This window comes from Allobosea sp. AAP35 (assembly GCF_001295925.1).
GTDB lineage: Bacteria > Pseudomonadota > Alphaproteobacteria > Rhizobiales > Beijerinckiaceae > Allobosea.
Window position 1 is genome coordinate 1 of the sequence record NZ_LJHQ01000040.1, and the last position, 22,252, is coordinate 22,252.

Consider the following 22,252-nt stretch of genomic DNA (forward strand, 5'->3'; position numbering starts at 1 on the left):
CCGCCTCCTCCGGAGGCGGGCCGCTCGCGTTTTAGCCGGGCGCGGCGCTTGACATAGCCTCCGCGAGGAGACGAGCCGCCGCCTCGGGCAGATCATCCGCGATCAGCCCTGGACCCAAGACCTCGCCAGTCCGACCGTGCAGCCAGACTGCCGCGCAGGCGGCCTCGAAGGCCGGCATGCCCTGCGCCAGCAGACCGGCGATCAATCCGCCGAGAACGTCGCCCGAACCAGCGGTTGCGAGCGCGGGCGTTCCCGTGGTGTTGATCGCTGCCCGACCGTTGGGGCAGGCGATCACCGTGTCAGAGCCCTTTAGGACGATGACCGCACCGCTGTGGGCGGCCGCGCGCCGGGCTTTCGCGAGCTTCGAATCCGCTTGGACAATATCCTCGACGGATCCAAACAACCGCGCAAACTCGCCTTCATGCGGGGTCATGACGCTTGCGGCGCCTCGACGCCGCAAGCCATGAAGCAAGGAGCCCGATTGTGCGATCAGGGTCAGCGCGTCGGCATCGAAAACGGCGGGCCTTTCGGTTCGCAGCACGGCCGCCACAGCCTCGCGCGCGCGCGCGTCGAGCCCCAGCGCCGGCCCGATCAACACGGCGGACAACCGAGGTTGCGCCAGCACCCGGCCCAACGCCTCGCCATCGGCGACCGAGCGTTGCATCAGCGCGTCGGGCCCACGTGCGGCATGGGCGCTGAGAGTTTCTGGCGGACAGGCGATTGTCACCAGACCTGCACCAACGCGCAACGCCGCACGCGCGCCCAGCCGAGGGGCACCGACGCCCTCCAATCCGCCCGCGACGACCAGAACGGTGCCGCGCCGAAACTTGTGCGTGTCGGCCGCGTGAATCGGCCACTCCGCCTGCCACAGCATCGGCGCGTTGCGGAACATGAAGGCCGGCCGGTCCGGCGGGAAGCCGTGCTCGATGCCGATGCCGATATCAGCCAAGGTCAGCGTCCCGCACAGAGCGCGGCCCGGCAATAGCAGATGGCCCGGCTTCGGGCGAAAAAAGGTCACGGTTTCGGTCGCGCGGATGACGGCGCCATCGTGACGACCTGTATCGCCCGACAGGCCGCTGGGAACGTCGACCGCGACCACCGGCCGCCCTGAGGCGGTGACAGCTTCGACCGCTAACGCGACCTCGCCGTCGAGGGGCCGCGTGAGACCGGCGCCAAACAGTGCGTCGACGATCAGCCCATAAGCTTCGGGGACGATCCCCGCGATCGGTTCGACCGAGCCTGTCCACAGCTGCGCCATGGTAGCGGCGTCGCCGGCCAGCCTGTCGCGGTCCCCCACCAAGCCCAGTGTTACCGGCCGTCCGCGCCGGGCCAGGAGACGCGCTGCGACAAAACCGTCGCCTCCATTATTGCCGGGGCCGCATAGCACGAGGATTCGCGCGCCAGGCGGCGTGCGCCGATCGACCGCGTCCGCGACCGCCTTCCCCGCCCGCTCCATGAGCACGGCACCGGGCGTCCCGGCGGCAATCGCGCTTGCATCGGCGGCGGCCATGCCGGCGACGTCGAGGAGGGCAAGGTCGGTGATGGCAGGGACGCTCATCGGCGCATCATCGGCGACAGGGCTTGCGGCGGCAAGGAGAACGCTCCATCCTCGATATGCACACATAAGAGGCTTTTGGCTATTTTATCAGCTGATTTCTGCATCATCATCGCGCAGACGTCCGTGGGCTGCCGCGTAGCGAGAGACAAGCGCCGATGCTATGAGCAAGGTAACGAGCCGACGAGTGCTCCGATCGGTCCGGTCTCATTGTGCAGGGTCGGTCGTTCGGGCGGGATGGCGGAGGAAGACGGTTCCGGCGTCATGCTGGAATCCGGTGCGATGACAGAGGGAGGTCGGTCGGCCCATGAAGAAGATCGAAGCGATCATCAAGCCCTTCAAGCTGGATGAAGTGAAGGAAGCGCTTCAGGAAGTCGGCCTGCAGGGCATCACCGTCCTCGAAGCCAAGGGCTTCGGGCGGCAGAAGGGCCATACCGAGCTCTATCGCGGGGCCGAATATGTCGTCGATTTCCTGCCGAAGGTGAAGATCGAGATCGTGCTCTCCGACGAGATGGTCGAGGGCGCCATCGAAGCGATCATGAAGGCCGCCCAGACCGGCCGCATCGGCGATGGCAAGATTTTTGTATCGACGGTGGAGGGGGCGATCCGCATCCGTACCGGCGAAACCGGCGCGGACGCGATCTGAGGCTCAACCCGTGCCCTGAGAGTTCGGTGATCCGGAGGTCGAGCGACCCCAGGGATCAATGAGTTGATAAACGACCACAAGAGGAATGCTGAGATGAAGAACGCCAAGGATGTCCTCAAGGCGATCAAGGACAACGACGTCAAATATGTCGATTTCCGCTTCACCGACCCGCGCGGCAAGTGGCAGCATGTGACGTTCGACGTCACCATGATCGACGAGGACATCTTCGCCGAGGGCACGATGTTCGACGGCTCCTCGATCGCCGGCTGGAAGGCGATCAATGAGTCCGACATGCTGCTGATGCCGGATCCGACGACGGCCTGCATGGACCCGTTCTTCTCGGCCGCGACCATGGTCATCACCTGCGACGTGCTCGAGCCGGCGACCGGCGAGCCCTATGGTCGCGACCCGCGCGGCATGGCCAAGAAGGCCGAGGCCTATCTCAAGTCGACCGGCATCGGCGACACGGTCTTCATCGGCCCCGAGGCCGAGTTCTTCGTCTTCGACGACGTCAAGATTGCTGCCGACCCTTATAATACCGGCTTCAAGCTCGACAATGTCGAGCTGCCCATCAACGGCATGACCGATTATGAGGGTGGCAATCTCGGCCACCGCATCGCCACCAAGGGCGGCTACTTCCCCGTCCCGCCGCAGGATTCGGCGCAGGACATGCGCGGCGAGATGCTGGCTGCCATGGCGGCCATGGGCGCCAAGGTCGAGAAGCACCATCACGAGGTCGCCTCCGCCCAGCACGAGCTTGGCCTGAAGTTCGACACGCTGACCCACATGGCCGACACCATGCAGGTCTACAAATACGCGATCCACAATGTCGCGCAGAGCTACGGCAAGACCGCGACCTTCATGCCCAAGCCCATCTATGGCGACAACGGCTCGGGCATGCATGTCCACCAGTCGATCTGGAAGGGCGGCAAGCCGATCATGGCCGGCAACAAGTACGCCGACCTGTCGCAGGAGTGCCTGTGGTACATCGGCGGCATCATCAAGCACGCCAAGTCCCTGAACGCCTTCACCAATCCGTCGACGAACTCCTACAAGCGCCTCGTCCCGGGCTATGAGGCTCCGGTGCTGCTTGCCTATTCGGCGCGCAACCGCTCGGCCTCCTGCCGTATTCCGTGGACGACCTCGCCGAAGGCCAAGCGCGTCGAGGTTCGGTTCCCCGATCCGATGGCAAACCCCTATCTCGCCTTCGCCGCGATGCTGATGGCCGGCCTCGACGGCATCATCAACAAGATCGATCCGGGTCCCGCCATGGACAAGGACCTCTACGACCTGCCGCCGCGCGAGCTGAAGAAGATCCCGACGGTCTGCGGTTCGCTGCGCGAAGCACTGGATTCGCTCAAGAAGGACAACGCCTATCTCAAGGCCGGCGGCGTCTTCAACGACGACTTCATCGAGAGCTATATCGAACTCAAGATGCAGGATGTGGCGCGCTTCGAGATGACGCCGCACCCGGTCGAGTTCGCGATGTACTACTCCTATTGAGGGTTTCGGCTGAGCCTTCACGGCCGGCCGCGAGCTTCCTCCCGACCGTGCGTTTCGCGGTCTAACTCAATAGCCGGGGCGTCACAGCCCCGGCTTTTTTGTGTCTTGGAAGCCTACCGCAAGGGGCGGACAGGGTTACCGCAAGTCAGCCGGTTGGCGGCTGGCCGTCGCGTCCGGCTGAACGCAAACTTAGCAATCTCGTGCCATAGAATCAGGCCGAGCCTCCTGTCGGATTCCAGGGACGCATGCCTTCATCCTCCCCCGTGGCGACCCCCGGCGTCGTCATCTTCGGCTCGGCGCGACCCATGACATGCGCCGTCATGGACTACGCCCAGCGGCTGGCCGAAGCGATCGATCGGCAGCGCCCCGGCTTCGTGACCCTGCGCATGATCGAACCCGACAGGCCGGCGGCCTTCGTCGGAGCGATCGCCGATGTCCTGCGCGAGGGGCAGATCGCGCATTTCCAGCTGCCGATCGAAGGATGGGGCAATGCGCTCCTGCCGGGTTCGGCGCTGATGGCCGCGCGGCTGATGACGCGTCGCGGCCGGATCGTGACGACGCTGCATGAATGGGCCTCGCTCAACCGTCTGCGTTATCTGTCGATGGTGCCCGACATCCTGGCGACGGACGGGTTCATCTTCGTGTCGCGACAGCAGCGCGAAAGCTTCCTCAAGACGCCGCTCGTCGGCACAGCGCGCAAGGCGGCAGCGACCGTCATTCCTATCGGGCCCAACATCATGCCTTCGCGGATCGACCCGCGTCGCGTCATGCAGGAGCGTGATCGCGTGCGCGGCCAGGGAGCGACGCAAGCCGACCTCGTCATCGGCTATTTCGGCGTGCTGTACGCCAGCAAGCGCCCTGACATGCTTCTGAGGGTGATCCAGGCCCTGCATCGGCGCGGGACGAAGGCGCGGCTTCTCGTCTGCGGCGACTTCCTCTGGGACAAGCCTCAGGACCGCGACGCCTTTCTGGGACTGGCAGCTGAGCTCGGGGTTATCGACTGGCTCGATTTCCGGGGCCGGATCGACGATCAGAGCGAATTGATGGAAACCCTGTCCGCGGCGGACGTTTTTTTGCTTCCGTTCACGGACGGGATCAGCACGCGCCGCAGCAGCTTCCTGGCTGTCAGCCAGCTCGCCACCCCCCTGGTCTCGACGCCGCCCGAAAGAGCCGACGAGTTCGATCTGGCTCCGGCGCTGCACGCCAAGATCGACAATGCGGCCACGGTTCTGTGCCCCGTCGATGCGGAGCCGGAGACATTTGCCGATGCGGTCCTTGCTGCCCATGCCCATCGGGCCGAGGCGTCGGCGGTGGACCTGGCCGCGTCATGGGACGACGCGGCTCTCGCCCATCTGTCATTCTACGACCGGATCGCGGCCGGCTAGCATCGATCGGGTTTCGACGCGAGCGGCTGTCGGGGCGGCCGGCTGGAGCTGGGCGCTGCGCATGCCGCGAAACAGAAGCCACAACGCCGCGAGGCACAGGAGGCCGATGACGGCCAACCCGGCCAGGGCCGAGACCGAAAGGGCGCCGGTTCCGTCCAACTGCCGTATTGCGACTGCCAGAGCTGTCGCGGCCAGCGCCAGCGGCAACCATGGCAGCCGGAACGGCAGGGTCCGCAACAGCACCAGACCCGGCAGCATGGCCAGGGCGGCGCCCACCGTCGCGCCTGCCAGAAGGATGATACCGGTGAAGCCGAACCCGCTCATCGCAAGCAGGGCCGCGATGTTCAACAGCACGCAGTCGGCCACCGCCAGCAGGAGAATGACCGGCAGGCGGCGCGTGAGATGGGCTGGCGTCGGCAGCATCGTCTGGATCAGCGCGCGCATCGCGGCAATCGCGATGACGAAAGGTGCTGCCTGCAGAAACCCGGCTTGCAGATCGCCGGCAATCAGAAACGGTACGGCAGGTCCCAGGACCGCCAGCAGACCGGCCGCGGTCATCAGAGTCAGCCCCGTCAGCAGGCCGTAATACTGCCCCAGCGAGCGGTCGAAGTCATCGCCACGCGGCACACGGTCATACAGCGCGACGATGTGCGGATAGCATGTTCCCTGAACGGCCTGGACCATCATGATGAAGGGCCGCTGCAGCAGATCGATCGCCAGCAGGGCACCAGCCGCGGCTTGAGCGCCCAGCACCGCCGTCAGAATTGCCTTGAGGCCGATCGGTGCCAGCAGCGAAGCCACGGAGGCGCCGGCCGACACGCTGCCATAGACGAGATGTTTGCGAACCAGAGCCAGGTCCGGGGCTACGAGCCGGCCGCCGATGCCGCGCGTGAAGCCGATCAGGACGACACCATACAGACAATACCCAGCCAGCAGCCCAGCCATGGCCCAGAACACCGTCTGACCAAGGACCGCTCCCGCCAATGTGGCGGCGGTCAGAATCGTCGCGCGCGCACTCTGCAACCACGAGAACGCCCGAAACGCGATTCGGAACCGTAGCATCGAGAGATGCAGATCGGAGCTGCCTTGAAAGATGGCAACGCAGGTGCCCATCAACGCCATATCCCCTGGCAACCCGAGGCGCCAGGCCACCAGCCCTATGGCGACGGAAGCGATTGCGCTGACGAGGCAGCCGAACCGCATCGCATGACGCTCCGCCGTTTCGCTGGCGACGGACGGGCCGGGATAGAACCGGCTGCAGGCAAAGCGGATCCACTCGAATGCGAGAATGGCGCCGAACTGGCTGATCGCGATGAAGAAGGAATAGACCGTGTAGTCGGCCGCCGGCAAAAGCCGCGAGATGGCGACGACCAGCCCCAGCGCCAGGGCGGCCTGATAAAAATAGGCGCCTGCTGCCGCCAGTTGCGCCATCGCGCTCTACTCTCGCTTGGTATCGGAGGCCAACACGCGGCGCGCCGTGGCCCAACGGGCCGCGACGCGAGGCGAACCCCGGGGCGGAACCCTGGGCTGCAAAGGTTGATTTTCCGCTATGCGGTCAGCGCAGCATCAGGCCAGAGCGAGGATCGACACGACCGTCACCATCGCCACGCCACACATCATGGCCGGGTAACGCATGGTATGAAGCCTGGTCCAACGCCAGCGCGGGAGCACCGGCATGTCCTCATGTCCGAACGCCTCGCCGGCAGAGCGCGCGACCCGCTCCAGCCCTGCCGATCTGAGATTCGGCACCCATGCCCCTGACGCCACGATATCCCCCTGCATGTTTTGATCATGGCCCGGGAGCGGCCATGGCCCCCCTGCGATTCTCGATTCCGATTTCGGACCCTTGAAGCGCTAAGGTGGCCTAGGCCCATCGGTTCCGTCTTGCTCCAGTGTGTGGTTCCGCATGACCTCGTGATGACGCGGAGATTTCATCGGCGCGCCCTTCCCTGTAGGAAGAGCCGCAGCGCGGCTAAGCCGCATCGGTGCGACTGCATGAGCGCGGATGCATCTGCGATAGAGTTCAAGACGGCGAATCACAGGACCTGCGGACACGATGGCGGAGCACGGCGATCTATTCGGCACCGATGCGGAGCAGCCGGCGACGGCCGCTCCGGCGCTCGCGTCGCCGCGATCGGGGGCTCCGGCCCGCGCGACAACGTCCCGACCCGGGGCATCGGAGACCGATTCGGCAAGCACACGGCTTGCCCAGCCCACAGCCCCGACGCCGCCGCGCAACGGCACACTTTCGGAGACGGGTTACGACGCCTCCGCGATCGAGGTGCTGGAGGGATTGGAGCCCGTGCGGCGCCGGCCCGGCATGTATATCGGCGGCACCGACGAGCGTGCTTTGCATCATCTCTTCGCTGAAGTGATCGACAACGCCATGGATGAGGCGGTGGCGGGCCACGCCAGTTTCATCGATGTCGAAGTGCTCGACGACGGATCGATCGCGGTGACCGACAACGGCCGCGGCATCCCCGTCGATCCGCATCCAAAGTTCCCCGGGAAATCGGCGCTCGAAGTCATCATGACGACGCTGCATGCCGGCGGCAAATTCGATTCCAAGGCCTATGAGACCTCCGGCGGCCTGCACGGCGTCGGCGTGTCGGTGGTCAACGCGCTGTCCGACCGCCTCGAGGTCGAGGTCGCACGCGGCAAGACGCTGTATCGTCAGGTTTTCTCTCGCGGCCTGCCGCAGGGACCGCTGGAGACCGTCGGGGCCGTGGCCAACCGGCGCGGGACGCGCGTGCGCTTCCATCCCGATCCGCAGATCTTCGGCGAGGCCGCCCATTTCGTGCCGGCGCGGCTGTTCAGAATGGCGCGCTCGAAGGCCTATCTCTTCGGCGGCGTCGAGATTCGCTGGCGCTGCGCGCCGAGCCTGCTGAACCCCGAGGGCGATGTCGCCGCAGAGGCGGTGTTCAAATTTCCCGGCGGCTTGCGCGATTACCTGTCGCGCGAGATCGAGGGCAAGGATCTCGTCGCCGAGCCGATCTTTGCCGGCAAGATCACCAGGCCCGGCAGCCACGGCTCGCTGGAATGGGCGATCGCCTGGCTGGCGACCGGCGAGGACGGCTTCTCGTCATCCTATTGCAACACGATTCCCACGCCCGAGGGCGGCACCCATGAGCAGGGGTTGCGCATCGCCCTACTACGCGGCTTGCGCGACCACGCCGAGCGCATCGGCCAGTCCAAGCGCATGGCGCAGGTCACCTCCGACGACGTGATGGCGACCTGCGCGGCGATGCTCTCGGTCTTCATCCGCGAGCCCGAATTCCAGGGCCAGACCAAGGACAAGCTGGCGACGCTGGAGGCCTCCCGCATCGTCGAGAACGCGGTGCGCGACGCCTTCGACCACTGGCTCGCCCAGGCACCGCAGCAGGCGCTCAAGCTGCTCGACTGGTCGGTCGATCGGGCGGATGAGCGCCTGCGCCGCCGGCTCGAAAAGGAAGTCTCGCGCAAGACCGCGACCAAGAAGCTGAGATTGCCCGGCAAGCTTGCCGATTGCAGCAATGCGGGTGCGGCGGGCTCGGAGATCTTCATCGTCGAGGGCGATTCGGCCGGCGGCTCGGCCAAGCAGGCGCGCAACCGCGCGACGCAGGCGATCCTGCCGCTGCGCGGCAAGATCCTCAACGTCGCCAATGCGACGCGCGAGAAGCTCAATGCCAATCAGCAGCTTGCGGATCTAATCCTGGCGCTGGGCTGCGGCATAGGCAGCCAGTTCCGCGAGGACGACCTCCGCTACGAGAAGGTCATTGTGATGACCGACGCCGATGTTGACGGCGCCCATATCGCTTCGCTCTTGGTCACCTTCTTCTGGCGCCAGATGCCGCGGCTGATCGAGAAGGGGCATCTCTATCTTGCCGTGCCGCCGCTCTACCGGCTCCAGCATGGCGGCAAATCGGTCTATGCCCGCAACGATCTCCACAAGGACGAGCTGATTGCTTCGGTGTTCAAGGGAAAGAAACCCGAGATCAGCCGCTTCAAGGGCCTGGGCGAAATGATGCCGGCCCAGCTCAAGGAGACCACGATGGATCCGGCCAGGCGGATCCTGCTCAAGGTCATGGTCGAGCACGAGGCCCGCGAGGAGACGGCTGACGTGGTCGAGCGGCTCATGGGCAACAAGCCGGAAGCGCGCTTCCTGTTCATCCAGGAGCGGGCGGCCTTCGCGGGCGAGCTGATCGATCTGTGATTTCCGCGATGTCATCGTCCCGCGCAACGGTCTGCTAACCCTCTTTTTACGGCTGATACCCCATGGTCGCTCTCGAAGGGCGCCAGCATGCGTCCCGACACGCGGGAGCGCCGGATGCGGCTCATCGATCTGTTCTTGAAGAACCAGCGCGGCTCCATGGTCGCCGATGTCGCGAAGGCGGGTGCAGCGATCGGGTTGCTCTCGCTTCTCGCCGCCAATCTTGTCGCCACGCGGACAGAGCAGTTCGACCGCGACCGGCTGGCGAAGGTGGCGGCCGCAGCTTCCGGAAGGAACGGCGACCCGATGACGACCGGATCCCTCCGCAAGGCCGTCAGCGAAACGAAGCTCGACCCTTGCATTCTGCCGCGCTGAAGCTCAGGCGAGCCAGGCCAGCAGTTCGCGCGTCACTCGATCTGGCTGCTCCAGCGTCGAGAGATGGCCGCAACCGGGGATGGTGACCAGCCGCGCGGGGGCACCGATGCCACTGGATATCTCATGCGCCTCGGCCGGAGGCGTGATCAGGTCCTCCTCGCCGACCAGAACGAGCGTCGGCACCTTGATCGCCGCGAGCCCCGGCCGCGAATCCGGCCGGCCCATGATCGCGCGTTGCTGACGGACGAAACCGCCGGCGCCGATCCGTTCGGCCATCGCGCGCACGCTCAGGCGCAAGGGTTCGTCGGCCAGACGGTCCGGCGCGACCAGCTTTTGCCAGAGCAAAGTCGTGACATTGTCGAAGGCGCCCCTCTCGGCCAGGGCAATCATCTGCTCGCGTGGCGCATTGGTCTCCGGTGTCGCCGGTTTGGCGCTGGTGTCGAGCAAGGCGAGTCGCGTCACCCGCTCCGGCGCCTGGCGCATCACTTCGAAGGCGGCATAGCCGCCCATCGAGAGGCCGCACAGCGCAAAACGCGCCGGCGCGACCGCGAGCAGGCGCGCGACGAGGCCGGCAAGGCTCTCGTCCTGGTCGTGCTGCGCCACCAGGATCGGCCGGCCGGGAGCCAGCGCCGGGCATTGCGGCGCATAGAGGCTGGCATCGCAACTCAGGCCCGGGATCAGGACAAGGGGTTCGGTCATCGGTCTGCAAGGCTCCTCGAGGTCTAGTTTATTGACTTTGCCCTGCTTTTTCTGCATGGGACACGGGTCCGAAGGCGCGCAGGAAAGAGAAGTCGCGCCACCGTCGCGGTTGAGTAGGTCATCCCGCTACGTGTCACCGACCCTAAAAGAAGCGCAACCATCGATGTCATTCGCCGAACTCGGCCTGAGTGAAAAGGTTCTGACAGCCGTCACGACCGCAGGCTACACCACCCCGACCCCGATCCAGGCCCAGGCTATTCCCCATGTCCTCGCCCGCCGCGACGTGCTGGGCATCGCCCAGACCGGCACGGGCAAGACCGCCGCCTTCACCCTTCCCATGCTGACGATCCTGGAGAACGGCCGCGCCCGCGCCAGGATGCCCCGCACGCTGATCCTCGAGCCGACGCGCGAACTCGCCGCGCAGGTCGAGGAGAACTTCACACGCTACGGCGTCAACCAGAAGCTCTCGGTCGCGCTGCTCATCGGCGGCGTATCCTTCGGCGACCAGGACGCCAAGATCACCCGCGGCGTCGATGTGCTGATCGCGACGCCCGGCCGCCTGCTCGACCATGTCGAGCGCGGAAAGCTGCTTTTGACCGGCGTCGAATTGCTCGTCATCGACGAGGCCGACCGCATGCTCGACATGGGCTTCATCCCCGACATCGAACGCGTCTGCAAGCTGGTGCCCTTCACGCGCCAGACCCTGTTCTTCACCGCGACGATGCCGCCCGAGATCACGCGCATCAGCGAGCAGTTCCTGCACAACCCGATCCGCATCGAAGCCTCGCGTCCGGCCACCGCCGCCGCAACCATCACGCAGCGGCTGATCGCCTCCAACGGGCAGGATTTCGAAAAGCGCGAAACGCTGCGCCAGTTGATCAAGAATGCGAAGGACCTGCAGAACGCGATCGTATTCTGCAACCGCAAGCGCGATGTCGCGACATTGCATAAATCCCTGCTGAAACATGGCCTTCCGGCCGTTTCTCTGCATGGCGACATGGACCAGTATGCGCGCATGGCGGCGCTGGAATCCTTCCGCACCGGCGAGAACCCGATCCTGGTAGCCAGCGATGTCGCGGCGCGCGGGTTGGACATCCCCGCCGTCAGCCACGTCTTCAACTACGACGTGCCAACCCATGCCGAGGATTACGTCCACCGGATCGGCCGCACCGGCCGCGCCGGACGCGAGGGCGCGTCCTTCACGATCGTGACCAAGCATGACGAGAAGCTCGTCGCCGCGATCGAGAAGCTGATGGGCCAGGCGATCTCCTGGGATGAGGGCCGAAGCCTCGAGGCTCTTCCGCCCGGAGCGCCCCGCGAGGATCGCCCGAGCAGCCGCGGCGGACGCGGCGACGACAGCCGTTCCAGCCGGGGTGGCGAGCGCGGTCGTGGTCGCTCCGAGCGCAGCCCGCGGGCGGTCGAGCCCGAAACGCCGCGCCCGATCCGGGTCGAGCGTGTCGCATCCGAGGATGACGCCGCGCCGCGTCGCCGCCCGGCCGCTGACGGGCCGACCCGCACGAAGATCAGGGGCGAAGCCCCCCCCGCCGCAGCCGTTGCCGCCGCTCCCTCGGCGCCTGTTTCAGCCCGACCCGAACGCGCGGCCGAGCCGCGTCCCGGCAGGCCGCCGCGCGGCGGCGAAGCGCGATCCGAGCGGCCCGAGCCTCGTCGGCGCGACGATGACGACGGTCCCAAGGTCAAGGGCCTGGGCGACCACGTCCCGGCCTTCCTGCTCCGTCCTGTCAGGGTCGGCTGAAGCAGCGTCCTGACCAAGTCGCTGCCATCATCAACGGCATTTTAACCAACCTCGCCTAAGGTCAACTTGTGGGCGCGGAGAGCCGCGAACATGGACGGGCGCATGCCGCCATTGATGCGGACAAAATGTCCCCGCTTCGATTTCAATCGGGGCTGTCATGGCAACGGCCATGACCCAGTCCCGCGTCTGGACTGTTGGCATGAGCGATTGCGAGCCGCCCCCTCATCTGTCGGACGACCTCGCCGAACGCGTGGTCGCCGCCATGCGACAACACCAGTCGCCGAGCTATCCGCGCGCGTTCGAGGTCTGGTACGCCCATCTCAGCGGTGAGATGCCGGCCATCACCCTGGCGATGCAGGCCATTATCACCGGCAGCGACGCCAAGGTGGGCGCCGCCGACATCGATACGCTTTACGACCGTTTCATCAGCACGGAGCGGCTGGCGCGGCATGCCGAGCGCACCAGCCTCCAGGTGTTGGGCGAAATCGATGGGCTGATGTCGCTGGTCGACAAGGCGCTGGACTCAAGCGAGCGTTATCACGGCCGCCTGAGCGCGATGTCCGAAGATGTGCCGCCGCCCGCGGATCGGCAGAAGCTGCGTGAATGGGTCGAGGCATTGGTGATGTCGACCCGCGAGGAGGTCACTCGCAAGACGAGGCTGGAAGCGCAGTTGCGCGACTCTTCCAACGAGATTCGCAATCTGCGCGAGGCGCTCGAATCGACGCGGGCGGAGGCCCTCACCGACCCGCTGACCGGGCTTGCCAACCGCCGCCATTTCGAGGAGATGCTGCAGAAATCGATCGACCAGGCGACCTTGCGGCGCGAGCCCTTTGCCCTGGTGATGGCCGATATCGACTTCTTCAAGCAGTTCAACGACGCTCATGGCCACCTCACGGGCGATCAGGTGCTGCGCCTCGTCGCGCGCACGATGAAGGACAAGTTCAAGGACAAGGCGATCATCACGCGCTTCGGCGGCGAGGAATTCGCCATCATTCTGCCTGATGCCGATGTGATCGCCGGCAAGTTCGGCGCGGAAACTGTGCGCCAGGCCCTGCTCACGCGCGAACTGGTCAAGCGCTCGACCAATGAGAATCTCGGCCGCATCACCATTTCGCTGGGAGTGGCGAGCTATGCCCGGGGCGATACGGCAGCGTCTTTAACCGATCGCGCCGATCAGGCGCTGATGGCGGCCAAGCGCACCGGCCGCAACCGCACGGTGACCGAAGACGCCATTGAGGCCACCAGCCACGTCGCGTGACGCGGGCGCGTCAGCGCCGCTCAATGCGCCGCCGGCGCGCGCTCCGCTTGCAGCTTGATCTCGACCGATTCGCCGCAACCGCAGGCTGAGACCTGGTTGGGGTTGTTGAACACGAAGGTCGAGGAGAAGCGGTCGGTCCTGAAGTCCAGTTCCGTGCCCAGGAGGAAGAGCACCGCCTTGGCATCGACAATGACGGTGGCGTCCTTCTCGGTGACGATCTCGTCGCCCTTGGCGGCCTCGCGCGCGACCTCGAAGGTGTATTCCATGCCGGCGCAGCCGCCCTTCTTGACGCCGACGCGCAGGCCGAGTGCCGGCGTCTCGCCCGCCGATTGCGCCATGATCTCGCGAATGCGCGCGGCGGCGGCATCTGTCAGTGAAACGACCTTCAGGCCGGGTATCGAAAACATCGTCGTCCCTCCCCGATCGGGTTCAAGGCCCGATGAAGCAAGATTGCACACTCCTACATAAGGATTGCCGACGAAAAGGTCGAGGCGTGGCGACGCAGGGCACCAACGTCTGGCACGATCTTGCGTGGTTTGCGGGCCCATGCACTGTGGCGCCGCATCTCTCGTGCAACCGTCCGGCCTCATTCAGTTTCAGCGATACAATCATGGCTTACCGTACCCACAGCCCGCACGCACTGCGCGCACTCGTCACGGATATGGTCACAGCAGCCGGCTGGACCTTGGAGGAGGCCCGCGAAACCGCCGATCACCTCGTGCTCGCCAATCTCAGCGGCCATGACAGCCACGGCGTCGGCATGCTGCCGCTCTATTTCCAATCGCTCGCGGATGGGAACCTGTCGCCTCAAGCCAAACCGAAGGCGAGGCTCGACGCCGCGCCCTTCCTGATCATCGATGCGGGCGTCGCGCTTGGCCAGCCTGCCGCCCGCAACGCCGTTGAGCAGGCGGCCGCGATGGCCAAGGCGGGGGGCGTCGCCATCCTCAACCTGCTCGACGCGCACCATATCGGGCGTATCGGCCATTATGCAGAGGCTGCGGCTGAACATGGCTTGATCTCCCTGTTCTGGGTCAATGTCGCCGGCCGCCCACCGATCGTTGCGCCCCACGCCGCGAAGGAGGCGCGCTTTGGTACCAACCCGCATGCGATCGGCATTCCCGTGCCGGGCGGCGATCCGATCATCCTGGATTTCGCCACCAGCCGGATGGCTCATGGCAAGGCCCGCGTCGCGCTCAACAAGGGCGAGGCGGTGCCGCCCGGCTACATCATCGACGGGCAAGGCCGGCCGACGACTGAGCCCCGGCATGTCTTTCTCCACGGCATCGCCGGCGACGAAACATTGGGTGCCCTCCTGCCCTTCGGCGACCACAAGGGCGCCGGCCTGGCGCTGATCGCGGAACTGCTCTCGGCGGGCCTGATGGGCGCGGCGCGTATCGACCAGAAGCCGGCCAGGAGCTGGATCCTCAACTCGCTCTTCGGGATCGTGATCGATCCGGCGCGGCTCGAACCCGATGCCGCGCTGCGCAAGGACCGCGTCGAGAGCTACCTTGCCTTCGTACGCGCCGCCAAGCCGCAGGACCCGGCCGACCCGGTGCTGACGCCGGGCGAAAAGGAGCGCGCCACGCGGATCGCCCGCACACGCGACGGTATCCCCCTCGACGACGAGACCTGGTCGCAGATCAAGGCCGCCGCCGCGGCGCATGGGCTGGACGCGGAGAGATACTGACGGCTACAGCAGCGCCTCGCCGCGAAACACCGGCACGCAGGCGCCGCCGACGGTGGCGCGGATGCCGTCGCTGCCGCGCTGAGCCGTCAGATGCAAGAGGCTGGGACGGCCCATCTCGACGCCCTGGGTCAGCGTGAAGCTCGCGCTGTCGCCGCCGTCCAGCGAGAGCAGCAGGGTCGCCAATGTGGCGCTGGCGCTGCCGGTCGCCGGATCCTCCCAGGTGCCGCTGATCGGCGCGAACATGCGCGCGCGGATCGACTGCCCGTCGCGGACATAAAGGAAGAGTGACAGGCGGCCTTCCAGACCCCGCGTGGCATCACGCAGGGCGCGGAACTGGCCCAGGTCGGGCGTGGCCCGCGGCAGGGCATCGGCGGCGACCTCCGCCAGAACGAAATGCACGCCGACCGAGGCGCGGATGGGCTGGTGGTTGCCGACCAGGATGTCAGAGGGCGCCAGGCCGGCGCAGGCGGCGATCGCCGTCGGCGGCAGTTCGACCCCGGTCGAGAGCGGCTGCGGGGCCGCGATGGTGGTGCCGGTGATTTCGCCGGCGCAATTGCGGGCGACCTTGACCTCGACCAGACCCGCGATCTCCTCGAAGCGCAGCAGCCCGCCGCTGTCGCGGCCATGGCGAGCCAGGACGAAGGCCGTGCCGACATTGGGATGTCCGGCGAAGGGCATCTCATGGGTGCGGGTGAAGATGCGGACCCTGGCGGTGTTGGCGGGATCGACGGGCGGCAGCACGAAGGTCGTTTCGCTGTAGTTCATCTCGCCGGCCAGCGACTGCATCTCTGAATCGCTCAGGCCTCGGGCATCGGTGAAGACGGCGAGCTGGTTTCCGCCGAAGCGGGCTTCCGTGAAGACGTCGACGGTCTCATAGGCAAATTTTCGCATGGTGGGCTCCTCCCGCGCGAGAGGCGCGGTCCGGTCGCCTTGATGCCACCGATCCCGACGCGGCGATAATCACGCTCACAGATGCATTCGATCACAGCCGATGATCAGGCTGACGGAACGAAGGCTGCGCGCCTCGGTTCTCCCTCGACACGAGCAACGGAGATGGTGGCCATGACGAACGAAACGGGGAAGCCCCTCGACAAGCCCGGATACAACACACCCCGCCGCCCTGGCCAGCCCGGCGAAGAGGCGCAGACGCGCCCGGGTCCCAGCCCGGATTCGGCGCATCCGACTGGCCCGCAGGCGCCCTATACGCCTGAATCCGGCGCCAGCGGAGACCGCATCCGGCAGGACGCCGCCGGCCAGTACGGTGAAGGCGCCAGGAGCCCCAACGAGGATGGCCTCAGCAGCGCCAATCCCGTTGTGCTCTCGGGCGATGGCGACGCCACCAGCGGTAACGGCCACGGGCGCGACCGCGATGGCTCGAAGACGGCGCAGGAGTAAGCGTCGTCCAGCCTCACCACATGTCGAGCGCGACCCTGGCCTCGTCGGACATGCGCGACTGGTCCCAGGGCGGGTCGAAGGTCATGTTGACGGTGACGCCTGCGACGCCCTGCACGGTCGAGACCGCATTCTCGACCCAGCCCGGCATCTCGCCGGCCACGGGGCAGCCGGGCGCGGTCAGGGTCATGTCGATTGCGACCTGGCGGTCGTCGGCGATGTCGACGCGGTAGATCAGCCCGAGCTCATAGATGTCGGACGGGATTTCCGGATCGTAGACCGTCTTCAGCGCCGCGATGATGTCGTCAGTCAGGCGGTCGATCTCCTCCGGGGCCAAGCCGGTGCCGGCACCCATGGTCGGGGCGTTCGGCTTGATCTCGTCGGCGACGGTGTCGGTCATGGGCTTTGCAATCCTACTCAAGCAAACAGGCTTTCGGCCTTTTGCAGGGCTTCGACCAACCTGTCGACTTCGTCCAGCGTATTATAGAGGCCAAACGAGGCCCGGCATGTCGATGTCACACCATATCGTGCCATCAGCGGCATGGTGCAATGGGTGCCGGCGCGCACCGCGACGCCGGCCCGGTCGATCACGGTGGCGACGTCATGGGCATGGGCGCCCTTCATCTCGAAGGCGACGATGGCGCCCTTGTCCTTCGCCTTGCCGAAGATGCGGATCGAGTTCATCTCGCCCAGCCGCTGCATGGCATAAGTGCCGAGCTGCGCCTCATGGGCGGCGATGTTATCAGCGCCCAGCGCCATCATGTAGTCGAGCGCGGCGCCCAGGCCCACCGCCTCGATGATCGCCGGCGTGCCGGCCTCGAAACGATGCGGCGGGTCATTATAGGTGACCGTGTCTTCCGTGACGGTCACGATCATCTCGCCGCCGCCCTCATAGGGCGGCAGTTTCTCCAGCCATTCGCGCTTGCCCCACAGAATGCCCGACCCGGTCGGCCCATAGGTCTTGTGACCGGTGAAGCAGTAGAAGTCGCAGCCCAGCGCCTGCACGTCGATCGGCAGATGGACAGCGCTTTGGCTGCCATCGACGACCAGCGGCAGGCCATGCGCGCGGCAGATCGCGGCGATCTCGGGGATGGGCAGGATGGTACCGATCGCGTTCGACATATGCGTCAGCGCCACGACCTTGGTGCGCGGCGAAATCAGCTTCTCAAATTCCTCGATGAGGAAGTTGCCGTCCTCGTCGATCGGCGCCCATTTGATCACGGCGCCATGGCGCTCGCGCCAATAGTGCCAGGGCACGATGTTGGAGTGATGCTCCAGGATCGAGAGGATGATCTCATCGCCCTCGCCAAGCTGCAGATGACGGCCGAGCGAGGAGGCGATGGTATTCAGCGCGCCGGTCGAGGAGCGCGTGAACACGATCTCTTCGAGATGGGCTGCGTTGAGGAAGCGGCGCGCGCTTTCGCGAGCCGCCTCATAGGCTTCGGTCGAGGCGTTGGCGAGATAGTGAAGCCCGCGATGGACGTTGGCATACTCCTCGCGCATCAGCCGGCTCATCGCCTCGATGACGACCTCCGGCTTCTGGGCGGAAGCCGCATTGTCGAGATAGACCAGCGGTTTGCCATAGACCTCGCGCGACAGGATGGGGAAATCCCGGCGGATCGCTTCGATATCGTACGGCTTCACCAGCGCGTTCATGTCTTCATGCCTTTCCGGGCGAAGCAGGCGCCTTGTCGGCGACCAGTTCGCCGGCATGGCCCCAATCCTCGCGTTCGATCTCCTGGATCACGATGTGGGTGTTCTCAGGGTTCTTGCCGAGCACGCGGACGAGCGTCTGCGTGAACTCCTGGACGATCTCCGCCTTCTGCTGGCGGGTCGCGCCCTTGGTGATCTGCAGATTGACGTAAGGCATCAGATCGCACTCACCACGGAGGAGGCGTCGCGCGCGCCCAGCCAGGCCTCGATCTCGGTCATGACGAGGCCACGGAGCGTCTCGTCCTGCACGAACTCGACCGCCTCGCCGGCGAAGGCCTGCAGCACCAGCGCCTCGGCCTGCGGGCGCGGCAGGCCGCGCGCCATCAGATAGAAGAGCTGCTCGCCGTCGATCTGCGCCACGGTGGCGCCATGGCCGCAGACCACGTCGTCGGCGAAGATCTCGAGCTCGGGCTTGTTGAACATGGTCGCGCCGTCGTTCAGCAGCAGAGCATTGCTCTTCATGTTGCCGTCGGACTTCTGCGCGTATTGCCGCACGATGACCTTACCCTGGAAGACGCCGGTGCCCTCTCCGCCGATGATCGACTTGAACATCTCGCGGCTGGTGCCGTGCGGCACCTCATGGTCCATCACCAGCGTCACATCGCAGTGTTCGGACCGGTCGATCAGATTGACCCCGCGCAGCCCGATCGTGCTGTGCTCGCCGGCATAGCGCACGAAATACTGCTGGCGCAGCGTGCCAGCGTTCAGGACCAGCGCGAAGGATTCGAAGTTCGCCTGCGCGCCGACAGTGGCAAGCAGGCTCTGGACCTGGACCGTCTCGGCGACATGGCGCGTCACCATACGCAAATGCTGGACGTCGCTCTCGTCGCCTGTCTCGAAAACAATGGCGCCGTTGATCTGCGAAGCTGCTTGGCCTGCGCTTTCGCTGATCTCGACGATCGTCGCCTTGACGCCGTTCCCGGCCAGCACGACCGAACGGTGGAAGATCGCGCGCTCGTCTTCGCCCGAAGCCAGGGAGAGGATGGCGACCGGCTGGGCGAGCTCCGTGCCCGCCGCGATCTCGATGAACACGCCGTCGCGCATCAGGGCGGTGTTGAGCATCAGCCCGGCATCGGCGTCGGCCACTCCGGGGCCCGACAGGACACGCGCGATGTCCTCGCGACCGGCGACGAGTGCGTCGGCCAGGCTGTGGACGGTCAGGCCCTCGGGCAAGCCTTCCAGCGTCGAGAGTTCGGGCACGAACACGCCATCGACGAGCACGAGCCGCAGGCCGTCGAGCGCCAGCGCGGCCAGCCGCGCGCGCACCGCGTCGCTGACGACCGCACTCTCAGCGAGCGGCCGCGCATCGCGCAGCAGCGCGCGCAGATCGGTGTACCGCCAGGTCTCCAGCCGGCGATGCGGCAAGCCCTTCGCCTCGAAGCCGGCAAAGGCGTCCTCACGCAGCTTGCGCACCGGCAACGCGCCCGGCAATTCGGCCTTGGCGGCAGCGAACTGGGCGCTGAGCGTCTGTTCGGCCGCCGTCTTGAGCGGGGTGACGACGGACATCACGCCGCCTCCACATAGCCGGCATAGCCCGACTTCTCGAGTTCGAGCGCGAGATCCTTGCCGCCGGTCTTCACGATCCTGCCCTTCGACATCACGTGGACGGTATCCGGGATGATGTGATCGAGCAGGCGCTGGTAATGGGTGATGACGAGGAAGCCGCGTTTGGCGTCGCGCAAGGCGTTGACGCCGTCGGCGACGATGCGCAGCGCATCGATGTCGAGGCCGGAATCGGTCTCGTCGAGGATGCACATCGAAGGCTGCAGCAGCGCCATCTGCAGGATTTCCATGCGCTTCTTCTCGCCGCCGGAGAAGCCGACATTGAGCGGCCGGCGCAGCATGGCCTTGTCGATGCTCAAGCGGTCGGCAGCGGCGTTGACCGCCTTGATGAAGTCGGGCGTCAGCAGTTCGGCCTCGCCGCGGGCGCGGCGCTGGGCGTTCATCGCCGCCTTCAGGAAGGTCATGGTCGCGACGCCGGGGATCTCCAGCGGGTACTGGAAGGCGAGGAAGATGCCGGCGGCGGCGCGCGCATCGGCCTCCATCTCCAGCACATTTTCGCCATTGAGCAGGATCTCGCCGTCGAGGACCTCATAATCCTCCTTGCCGGCGATGACATAGCTCAACGTCGACTTGCCGGAGCCATTGGGCCCCATGATGGCGGCGACCTCGCCGTCATTGACGGTGAGGTTCAGGCCGTTGAGGATCTGCTTGTCTTCGTCGGCGATCTTGACGACGAGGTTGCGAATTTCGAGCATGGTTTCAGGTCCGGATTTCCGCCGCGTCATGCTGGGCCCTGTGCCGAGCATCCACGACTTGAACGTTGAAGAGTGGCGATATGGTCGGGACGGGCCCGACCATGGCAGGTCAGTCGATCAGCATCATTCGACCAGTTCGAGGCGCTTCTCGATGCGGTCGATCCGGGCTTTCAGCCCGGCGATCTCGCCATCGTGCAGCGCCTGCGAGCCGAGCAGACCCGCCATATGTTGCCGCATGACGATCATCTCGCCGCGCATGCCGGTCATCTCGTCCTTCATCGACGACATATCCGCGCGCATCGCCCGCAGATGTTCGAGAATGAGATGTTCGACCTTGTCGTTCATCACCCCACGCTCCCCTCGAGCGAGATCGTGATCAGCTTCTGCGCCTCGACGGCGAACTCCATCGGGAGCTGCTGCAGCACCTCCTTGACGAAGCCGTTGACGATCAGCGCCACCGCCTCCTCCTCGGAGAGGCCGCGCTGCTGGCAGTAGAACATCTGGTCCTCGCCGATCTTCGACGTGGTGGCCTCGTGCTCGAAGACGGCGGTGGCAGTCTTGGCCTCGATATAGGGGATGGTGTGGGCGCCGCACTGGTCGCCGATCAGGAGCGAGTCGCAATTGGTGAAGTTACGCGCACCCGTCGCCTTGCGGTGGGCCGAGACCATGCCGCGATAGGTCGAGTCGGATTTGCCGGCAGCGATGCCCTTGGCGATAATCTTCGAGGTGGTGTTCTTGCCGAGATGGATCATCTTGGTGCCGGAATCGACCTGCTGGGCGCCGTTCGACACCGCGATCGAGTAGAACTCGCCGCGCGAGCCGTCGCCACGCAGGATGCAGGACGGATACTTCCAGGTGATCGCCGAACCGGTCTCGACCTGCGTCCAGGAGATCTTGGAGTTCTTGCCCCGGCAGTCGCCGCGCTTGGTGACGAAGTTGTAGATGCCGCCCTTGCCCTCGGCATCGCCCGGATACCAGTTCTGGACGGTCGAGTATTTGATCTCGGCGTCGTCGAGCGCGATCAGCTCGACGACCGCCGCATGGAGCTGGTTCTCGTCGCGCTTGGGCGCCGTGCAGCCTTCGAGATAGCTGACATAAGAGCCCTCGTCGGCGATGATCAGCGTGCGCTCGAACTGCCCCGTGTTCTGCTCGTTGATGCGGAAATAGGTCGATAGCTCCATCGGGCAGCGCACGCCCTTGGGGATGTAGACGAAGGAGCCGTCGGTGAAGACGGCGCAGTTCAGCGTCGCGAAATAGTTGTCGGTCACCGGCACCACGGTGGCGAGGTACTTCTTGACCAGCTCGGGATGCTCATGGATCGCATCCGAGATCGAGCAGAAGATCACGCCGGCCTGAGCCAGCTCCTTCTTGAAGGTCGTGACCACGGAGACCGAATCGAACACGGCATCAACCGCGACGCGGCGTTCCGGTGCGATACCCGCCAGGATCTCCTGCTCGCTGAGCGGGATGCCGAGCTTCTTGTAGGTCTCCAGAATCGCCGGATCGACCTCGTCGAGCGACTGCGGCGCCGGGCCCTTGGGGGCGGCGTAATAATAGATGTTCTGGTAGTCGATCGGCGGGTAGTTCACCCGCGACCAGGCCGGCTCGGTCATGGTCTTCCAGCGACGGAAGGCATCGAGCCGCCATTCGAGCATCCATTCCGGCTCGTTCTTGCGCGCGGAAATGTAGCGGACCGTGTCTTCGGTCAGCCCCTTGGTGGGCTTCTCGACCTCGATCTCGGTGACGAAGCCGTATTTGTATTCGGTCACGTCGATCGACTTGACCTGATCGATGGTCTCCTGGACCGCTGCCATGTCTGCTCTCCTGTCGCGGGTTCAA

The 22,252-nt window shown here is 65.7% G+C and carries 22 protein-coding genes; 9 read left to right on the forward strand and 13 right to left on the reverse strand.

The annotated features are described in order from the left end of the window. Nucleotides 1–31: 31 nt before the first annotated feature. Nucleotides 32–1,558: a bifunctional ADP-dependent NAD(P)H-hydrate dehydratase/NAD(P)H-hydrate epimerase gene (locus IP69_RS13845; protein ID WP_054143421.1), complete on the reverse strand. Its 1,527-nt coding sequence runs from the start codon at nt 1,556–1,558 to the stop codon at nt 32–34. Between the two features lie 304 nt (nt 1,559–1,862). Here IP69_RS13845 and IP69_RS13850 point away from each other — a divergent pair, with 304 nt between their 5' ends. The 3 genes from IP69_RS13850 (at nt 1,863) to IP69_RS13860 (ending at nt 5,089) form a co-directional block, all read left to right on the forward strand. Beyond that, complete coding sequence (locus IP69_RS13850; RefSeq protein WP_054143422.1) at nt 1,863–2,201, forward strand: P-II family nitrogen regulator; 339 nt, start codon at nt 1,863–1,865, stop codon at nt 2,199–2,201. Between the two features lie 93 nt (nt 2,202–2,294). Beyond that, on the forward strand, nt 2,295–3,704 hold the full coding sequence (gene glnA, locus IP69_RS13855) for a type I glutamate--ammonia ligase (protein ID WP_054143423.1): 1,410 nt from the start codon (nt 2,295–2,297) through the stop codon (nt 3,702–3,704). Between the two features lie 245 nt (nt 3,705–3,949). Continuing rightward, nucleotides 3,950–5,089, forward strand: coding sequence for a glycosyltransferase (locus IP69_RS13860; RefSeq protein ID WP_082359316.1), 1,140 nt, complete (start codon nt 3,950–3,952; stop codon nt 5,087–5,089). On the opposite strand, the gene IP69_RS13865 is transcribed toward IP69_RS13860, so the two are convergent. Further along, a complete protein-coding gene (locus IP69_RS13865; protein ID WP_197279878.1) occupies nt 5,060–6,520 on the reverse strand; it encodes a hypothetical protein in 1,461 nt (486 codons plus the stop codon). The genes IP69_RS13860 and IP69_RS13865 overlap by 30 nt on opposite strands. 135 nt (nt 6,521–6,655) lie before the next feature. Next, complete coding sequence (locus tag IP69_RS13870; RefSeq protein ID WP_054143425.1) at nt 6,656–6,871, reverse strand: hypothetical protein; 216 nt, start codon at nt 6,869–6,871, stop codon at nt 6,656–6,658. Between the two features lie 274 nt (nt 6,872–7,145). On the opposite strand from IP69_RS13870, the gene parE reads away from it, so the two are divergent. Then, nucleotides 7,146–9,281, forward strand: a complete 2,136-nt coding sequence (gene parE, locus IP69_RS13875) for a DNA topoisomerase IV subunit B (RefSeq protein WP_082359317.1) — start codon at nt 7,146–7,148, stop codon at nt 9,279–9,281. Between the two features lie 114 nt (nt 9,282–9,395). Further along, nucleotides 9,396–9,653, forward strand: a complete 258-nt coding sequence (locus tag IP69_RS13880; RefSeq protein ID WP_156323461.1) for a hypothetical protein — start codon at nt 9,396–9,398, stop codon at nt 9,651–9,653. Between the two features lie 3 nt (nt 9,654–9,656). Here IP69_RS13880 and IP69_RS13885 read toward each other — a convergent pair whose 3' ends face one another. Beyond that, nucleotides 9,657–10,352, reverse strand: a complete 696-nt coding sequence (locus IP69_RS13885) for an alpha/beta fold hydrolase (protein ID WP_054143427.1) — start codon at nt 10,350–10,352, stop codon at nt 9,657–9,659. A gap of 163 nt (nt 10,353–10,515) precedes the next feature. Between IP69_RS13885 and IP69_RS13890 the strand changes: the two genes are divergently transcribed. Continuing rightward, on the forward strand, nt 10,516–12,105 hold the full coding sequence (locus tag IP69_RS13890; RefSeq protein ID WP_054143428.1) for a DEAD/DEAH box helicase: 1,590 nt from the start codon (nt 10,516–10,518) through the stop codon (nt 12,103–12,105). Nucleotides 12,106–12,274: 169 nt separating this feature from the next. Further along, complete coding sequence (locus IP69_RS13895) at nt 12,275–13,363, forward strand: GGDEF domain-containing protein (protein WP_197279880.1); 1,089 nt, start codon at nt 12,275–12,277, stop codon at nt 13,361–13,363. Nucleotides 13,364–13,383: 20 nt separating this feature from the next. Here IP69_RS13895 and IP69_RS13900 read toward each other — a convergent pair whose 3' ends face one another. After that, the gene (locus IP69_RS13900) at nt 13,384–13,770 is read right to left on the reverse strand and encodes an iron-sulfur cluster assembly accessory protein (protein WP_054143430.1); all 387 of its coding nucleotides are present in this window, start codon (nt 13,768–13,770) and stop codon (nt 13,384–13,386) included. A gap of 203 nt (nt 13,771–13,973) precedes the next feature. Here IP69_RS13900 and IP69_RS13905 point away from each other — a divergent pair, with 203 nt between their 5' ends. Further along, complete coding sequence (locus IP69_RS13905; protein ID WP_197279883.1) at nt 13,974–15,050, forward strand: malate/lactate/ureidoglycolate dehydrogenase; 1,077 nt, start codon at nt 13,974–13,976, stop codon at nt 15,048–15,050. Nucleotides 15,051–15,053: 3 nt separating this feature from the next. Here the strand turns inward: IP69_RS13905 and IP69_RS13910 are convergent, their stop codons facing one another. Next, on the reverse strand, nt 15,054–15,941 hold the full coding sequence (locus IP69_RS13910) for a PhzF family phenazine biosynthesis protein (RefSeq protein ID WP_054143432.1): 888 nt from the start codon (nt 15,939–15,941) through the stop codon (nt 15,054–15,056). 171 nt (nt 15,942–16,112) lie between these two features. Between IP69_RS13910 and IP69_RS13915 the strand changes: the two genes are divergently transcribed. Further along, nucleotides 16,113–16,445 carry a hypothetical protein gene (locus tag IP69_RS13915; RefSeq protein ID WP_156323462.1) on the forward strand — a complete coding sequence of 111 codons (333 nt, stop codon included), beginning with the start codon at nt 16,113–16,115 and terminating at the stop codon, nt 16,443–16,445. 13 nt (nt 16,446–16,458) lie between these two features. On the opposite strand, the gene IP69_RS13920 is transcribed toward IP69_RS13915, so the two are convergent. The 7 genes from IP69_RS13920 to sufB all read right to left on the reverse strand — a co-directional run bounded on the left by IP69_RS13920 (nt 16,459) and on the right by sufB (nt 22,227). Then, the gene (locus IP69_RS13920; protein ID WP_248306836.1) at nt 16,459–16,797 is read right to left on the reverse strand and encodes an SUF system Fe-S cluster assembly protein; all 339 of its coding nucleotides are present in this window, start codon (nt 16,795–16,797) and stop codon (nt 16,459–16,461) included. 62 nt (nt 16,798–16,859) lie between these two features. After that, nucleotides 16,860–18,098 (reverse strand): cysteine desulfurase, encoded by a 1,239-nt coding sequence (locus IP69_RS13925; RefSeq protein ID WP_054143435.1) that lies wholly within the window; start codon nt 18,096–18,098, stop codon nt 16,860–16,862. A 4-nt stretch (nt 18,099–18,102) separates the two neighbouring features. After that, nucleotides 18,103–18,312 carry a 4-oxalocrotonate tautomerase family protein gene (locus IP69_RS13930; RefSeq protein ID WP_054143436.1) on the reverse strand — a complete coding sequence of 70 codons (210 nt, stop codon included), beginning with the start codon at nt 18,310–18,312 and terminating at the stop codon, nt 18,103–18,105. Beyond that, a complete protein-coding gene (gene sufD / locus IP69_RS13935; protein ID WP_054143437.1) occupies nt 18,312–19,661 on the reverse strand; it encodes a Fe-S cluster assembly protein SufD in 1,350 nt (449 codons plus the stop codon). Before sufD ends, IP69_RS13930 begins: the two co-directional genes overlap by 1 nt. Next, nucleotides 19,661–20,413, reverse strand: a complete 753-nt coding sequence (sufC, locus tag IP69_RS13940) for a Fe-S cluster assembly ATPase SufC (RefSeq protein WP_054143438.1) — start codon at nt 20,411–20,413, stop codon at nt 19,661–19,663. Before sufC ends, sufD begins: the two co-directional genes overlap by 1 nt. Before the next feature lie 123 nt (nt 20,414–20,536). Continuing rightward, entirely contained in the window at nt 20,537–20,758 is a 222-nt protein-coding gene (locus IP69_RS13945) for a hypothetical protein (RefSeq protein WP_054143439.1), read from the reverse strand. Continuing rightward, nucleotides 20,758–22,227, reverse strand: coding sequence for a Fe-S cluster assembly protein SufB (gene sufB, locus IP69_RS13950; RefSeq protein ID WP_054143440.1), 1,470 nt, complete (start codon nt 22,225–22,227; stop codon nt 20,758–20,760). The genes IP69_RS13945 and sufB overlap by 1 nt, the downstream gene beginning before the upstream one ends. Nucleotides 22,228–22,252 lie beyond the last annotated feature (25 nt).

What these genes read in the sequence shown, in the direction of transcription:
- IP69_RS13925 (WP_054143435.1), bottom strand. Translation starts at nt 18,098, where the DNA reads ATGAACGCGCTGGTGAAGCCGTACGATATCGAAGCGATCCGCCGGGAT.
- IP69_RS13905 (WP_197279883.1), top strand. Translation starts at nt 13,974, where the DNA reads ATGGCTTACCGTACCCACAGCCCGCACGCACTGCGCGCACTCGTCACG.
- IP69_RS13865 (WP_197279878.1), bottom strand. Translation starts at nt 6,520, where the DNA reads ATGGCGCAACTGGCGGCAGCAGGCGCCTATTTTTATCAGGCCGCCCTG.
- IP69_RS13910 (WP_054143432.1), bottom strand. Translation starts at nt 15,941, where the DNA reads ATGCGAAAATTTGCCTATGAGACCGTCGACGTCTTCACGGAAGCCCGC.
- sufC (WP_054143438.1), bottom strand. Translation starts at nt 20,413, where the DNA reads ATGCTCGAAATTCGCAACCTCGTCGTCAAGATCGCCGACGAAGACAAG.
- sufD (WP_054143437.1), bottom strand. Translation starts at nt 19,661, where the DNA reads ATGTCCGTCGTCACCCCGCTCAAGACGGCGGCCGAACAGACGCTCAGC.
- IP69_RS13890 (WP_054143428.1), top strand. Translation starts at nt 10,516, where the DNA reads ATGTCATTCGCCGAACTCGGCCTGAGTGAAAAGGTTCTGACAGCCGTC.
- IP69_RS13920 (WP_248306836.1), bottom strand. Translation starts at nt 16,797, where the DNA reads ATGGGTGCCGGCACCGGCTTGGCCCCGGAGGAGATCGACCGCCTGACT.
- IP69_RS13860 (WP_082359316.1), top strand. Translation starts at nt 3,950, where the DNA reads ATGCCTTCATCCTCCCCCGTGGCGACCCCCGGCGTCGTCATCTTCGGC.
- IP69_RS13900 (WP_054143430.1), bottom strand. Translation starts at nt 13,770, where the DNA reads ATGTTTTCGATACCCGGCCTGAAGGTCGTTTCACTGACAGATGCCGCC.
- IP69_RS13945 (WP_054143439.1), bottom strand. Translation starts at nt 20,758, where the DNA reads ATGAACGACAAGGTCGAACATCTCATTCTCGAACATCTGCGGGCGATG.
- IP69_RS13930 (WP_054143436.1), bottom strand. Translation starts at nt 18,312, where the DNA reads ATGCCTTACGTCAATCTGCAGATCACCAAGGGCGCGACCCGCCAGCAG.
- parE (WP_082359317.1), top strand. Translation starts at nt 7,146, where the DNA reads ATGGCGGAGCACGGCGATCTATTCGGCACCGATGCGGAGCAGCCGGCG.
- IP69_RS13895 (WP_197279880.1), top strand. Translation starts at nt 12,275, where the DNA reads ATGACCCAGTCCCGCGTCTGGACTGTTGGCATGAGCGATTGCGAGCCG.
- IP69_RS13915 (WP_156323462.1), top strand. Translation starts at nt 16,113, where the DNA reads ATGACGAACGAAACGGGGAAGCCCCTCGACAAGCCCGGATACAACACA.
- IP69_RS13845 (WP_054143421.1), bottom strand. Translation starts at nt 1,558, where the DNA reads ATGAGCGTCCCTGCCATCACCGACCTTGCCCTCCTCGACGTCGCCGGC.
- IP69_RS13880 (WP_156323461.1), top strand. Translation starts at nt 9,396, where the DNA reads ATGCGGCTCATCGATCTGTTCTTGAAGAACCAGCGCGGCTCCATGGTC.
- IP69_RS13885 (WP_054143427.1), bottom strand. Translation starts at nt 10,352, where the DNA reads ATGACCGAACCCCTTGTCCTGATCCCGGGCCTGAGTTGCGATGCCAGC.
- glnA (WP_054143423.1), top strand. Translation starts at nt 2,295, where the DNA reads ATGAAGAACGCCAAGGATGTCCTCAAGGCGATCAAGGACAACGACGTC.
- sufB (WP_054143440.1), bottom strand. Translation starts at nt 22,227, where the DNA reads ATGGCAGCGGTCCAGGAGACCATCGATCAGGTCAAGTCGATCGACGTG.
- IP69_RS13870 (WP_054143425.1), bottom strand. Translation starts at nt 6,871, where the DNA reads ATGCAGGGGGATATCGTGGCGTCAGGGGCATGGGTGCCGAATCTCAGA.
- IP69_RS13850 (WP_054143422.1), top strand. Translation starts at nt 1,863, where the DNA reads ATGAAGAAGATCGAAGCGATCATCAAGCCCTTCAAGCTGGATGAAGTG.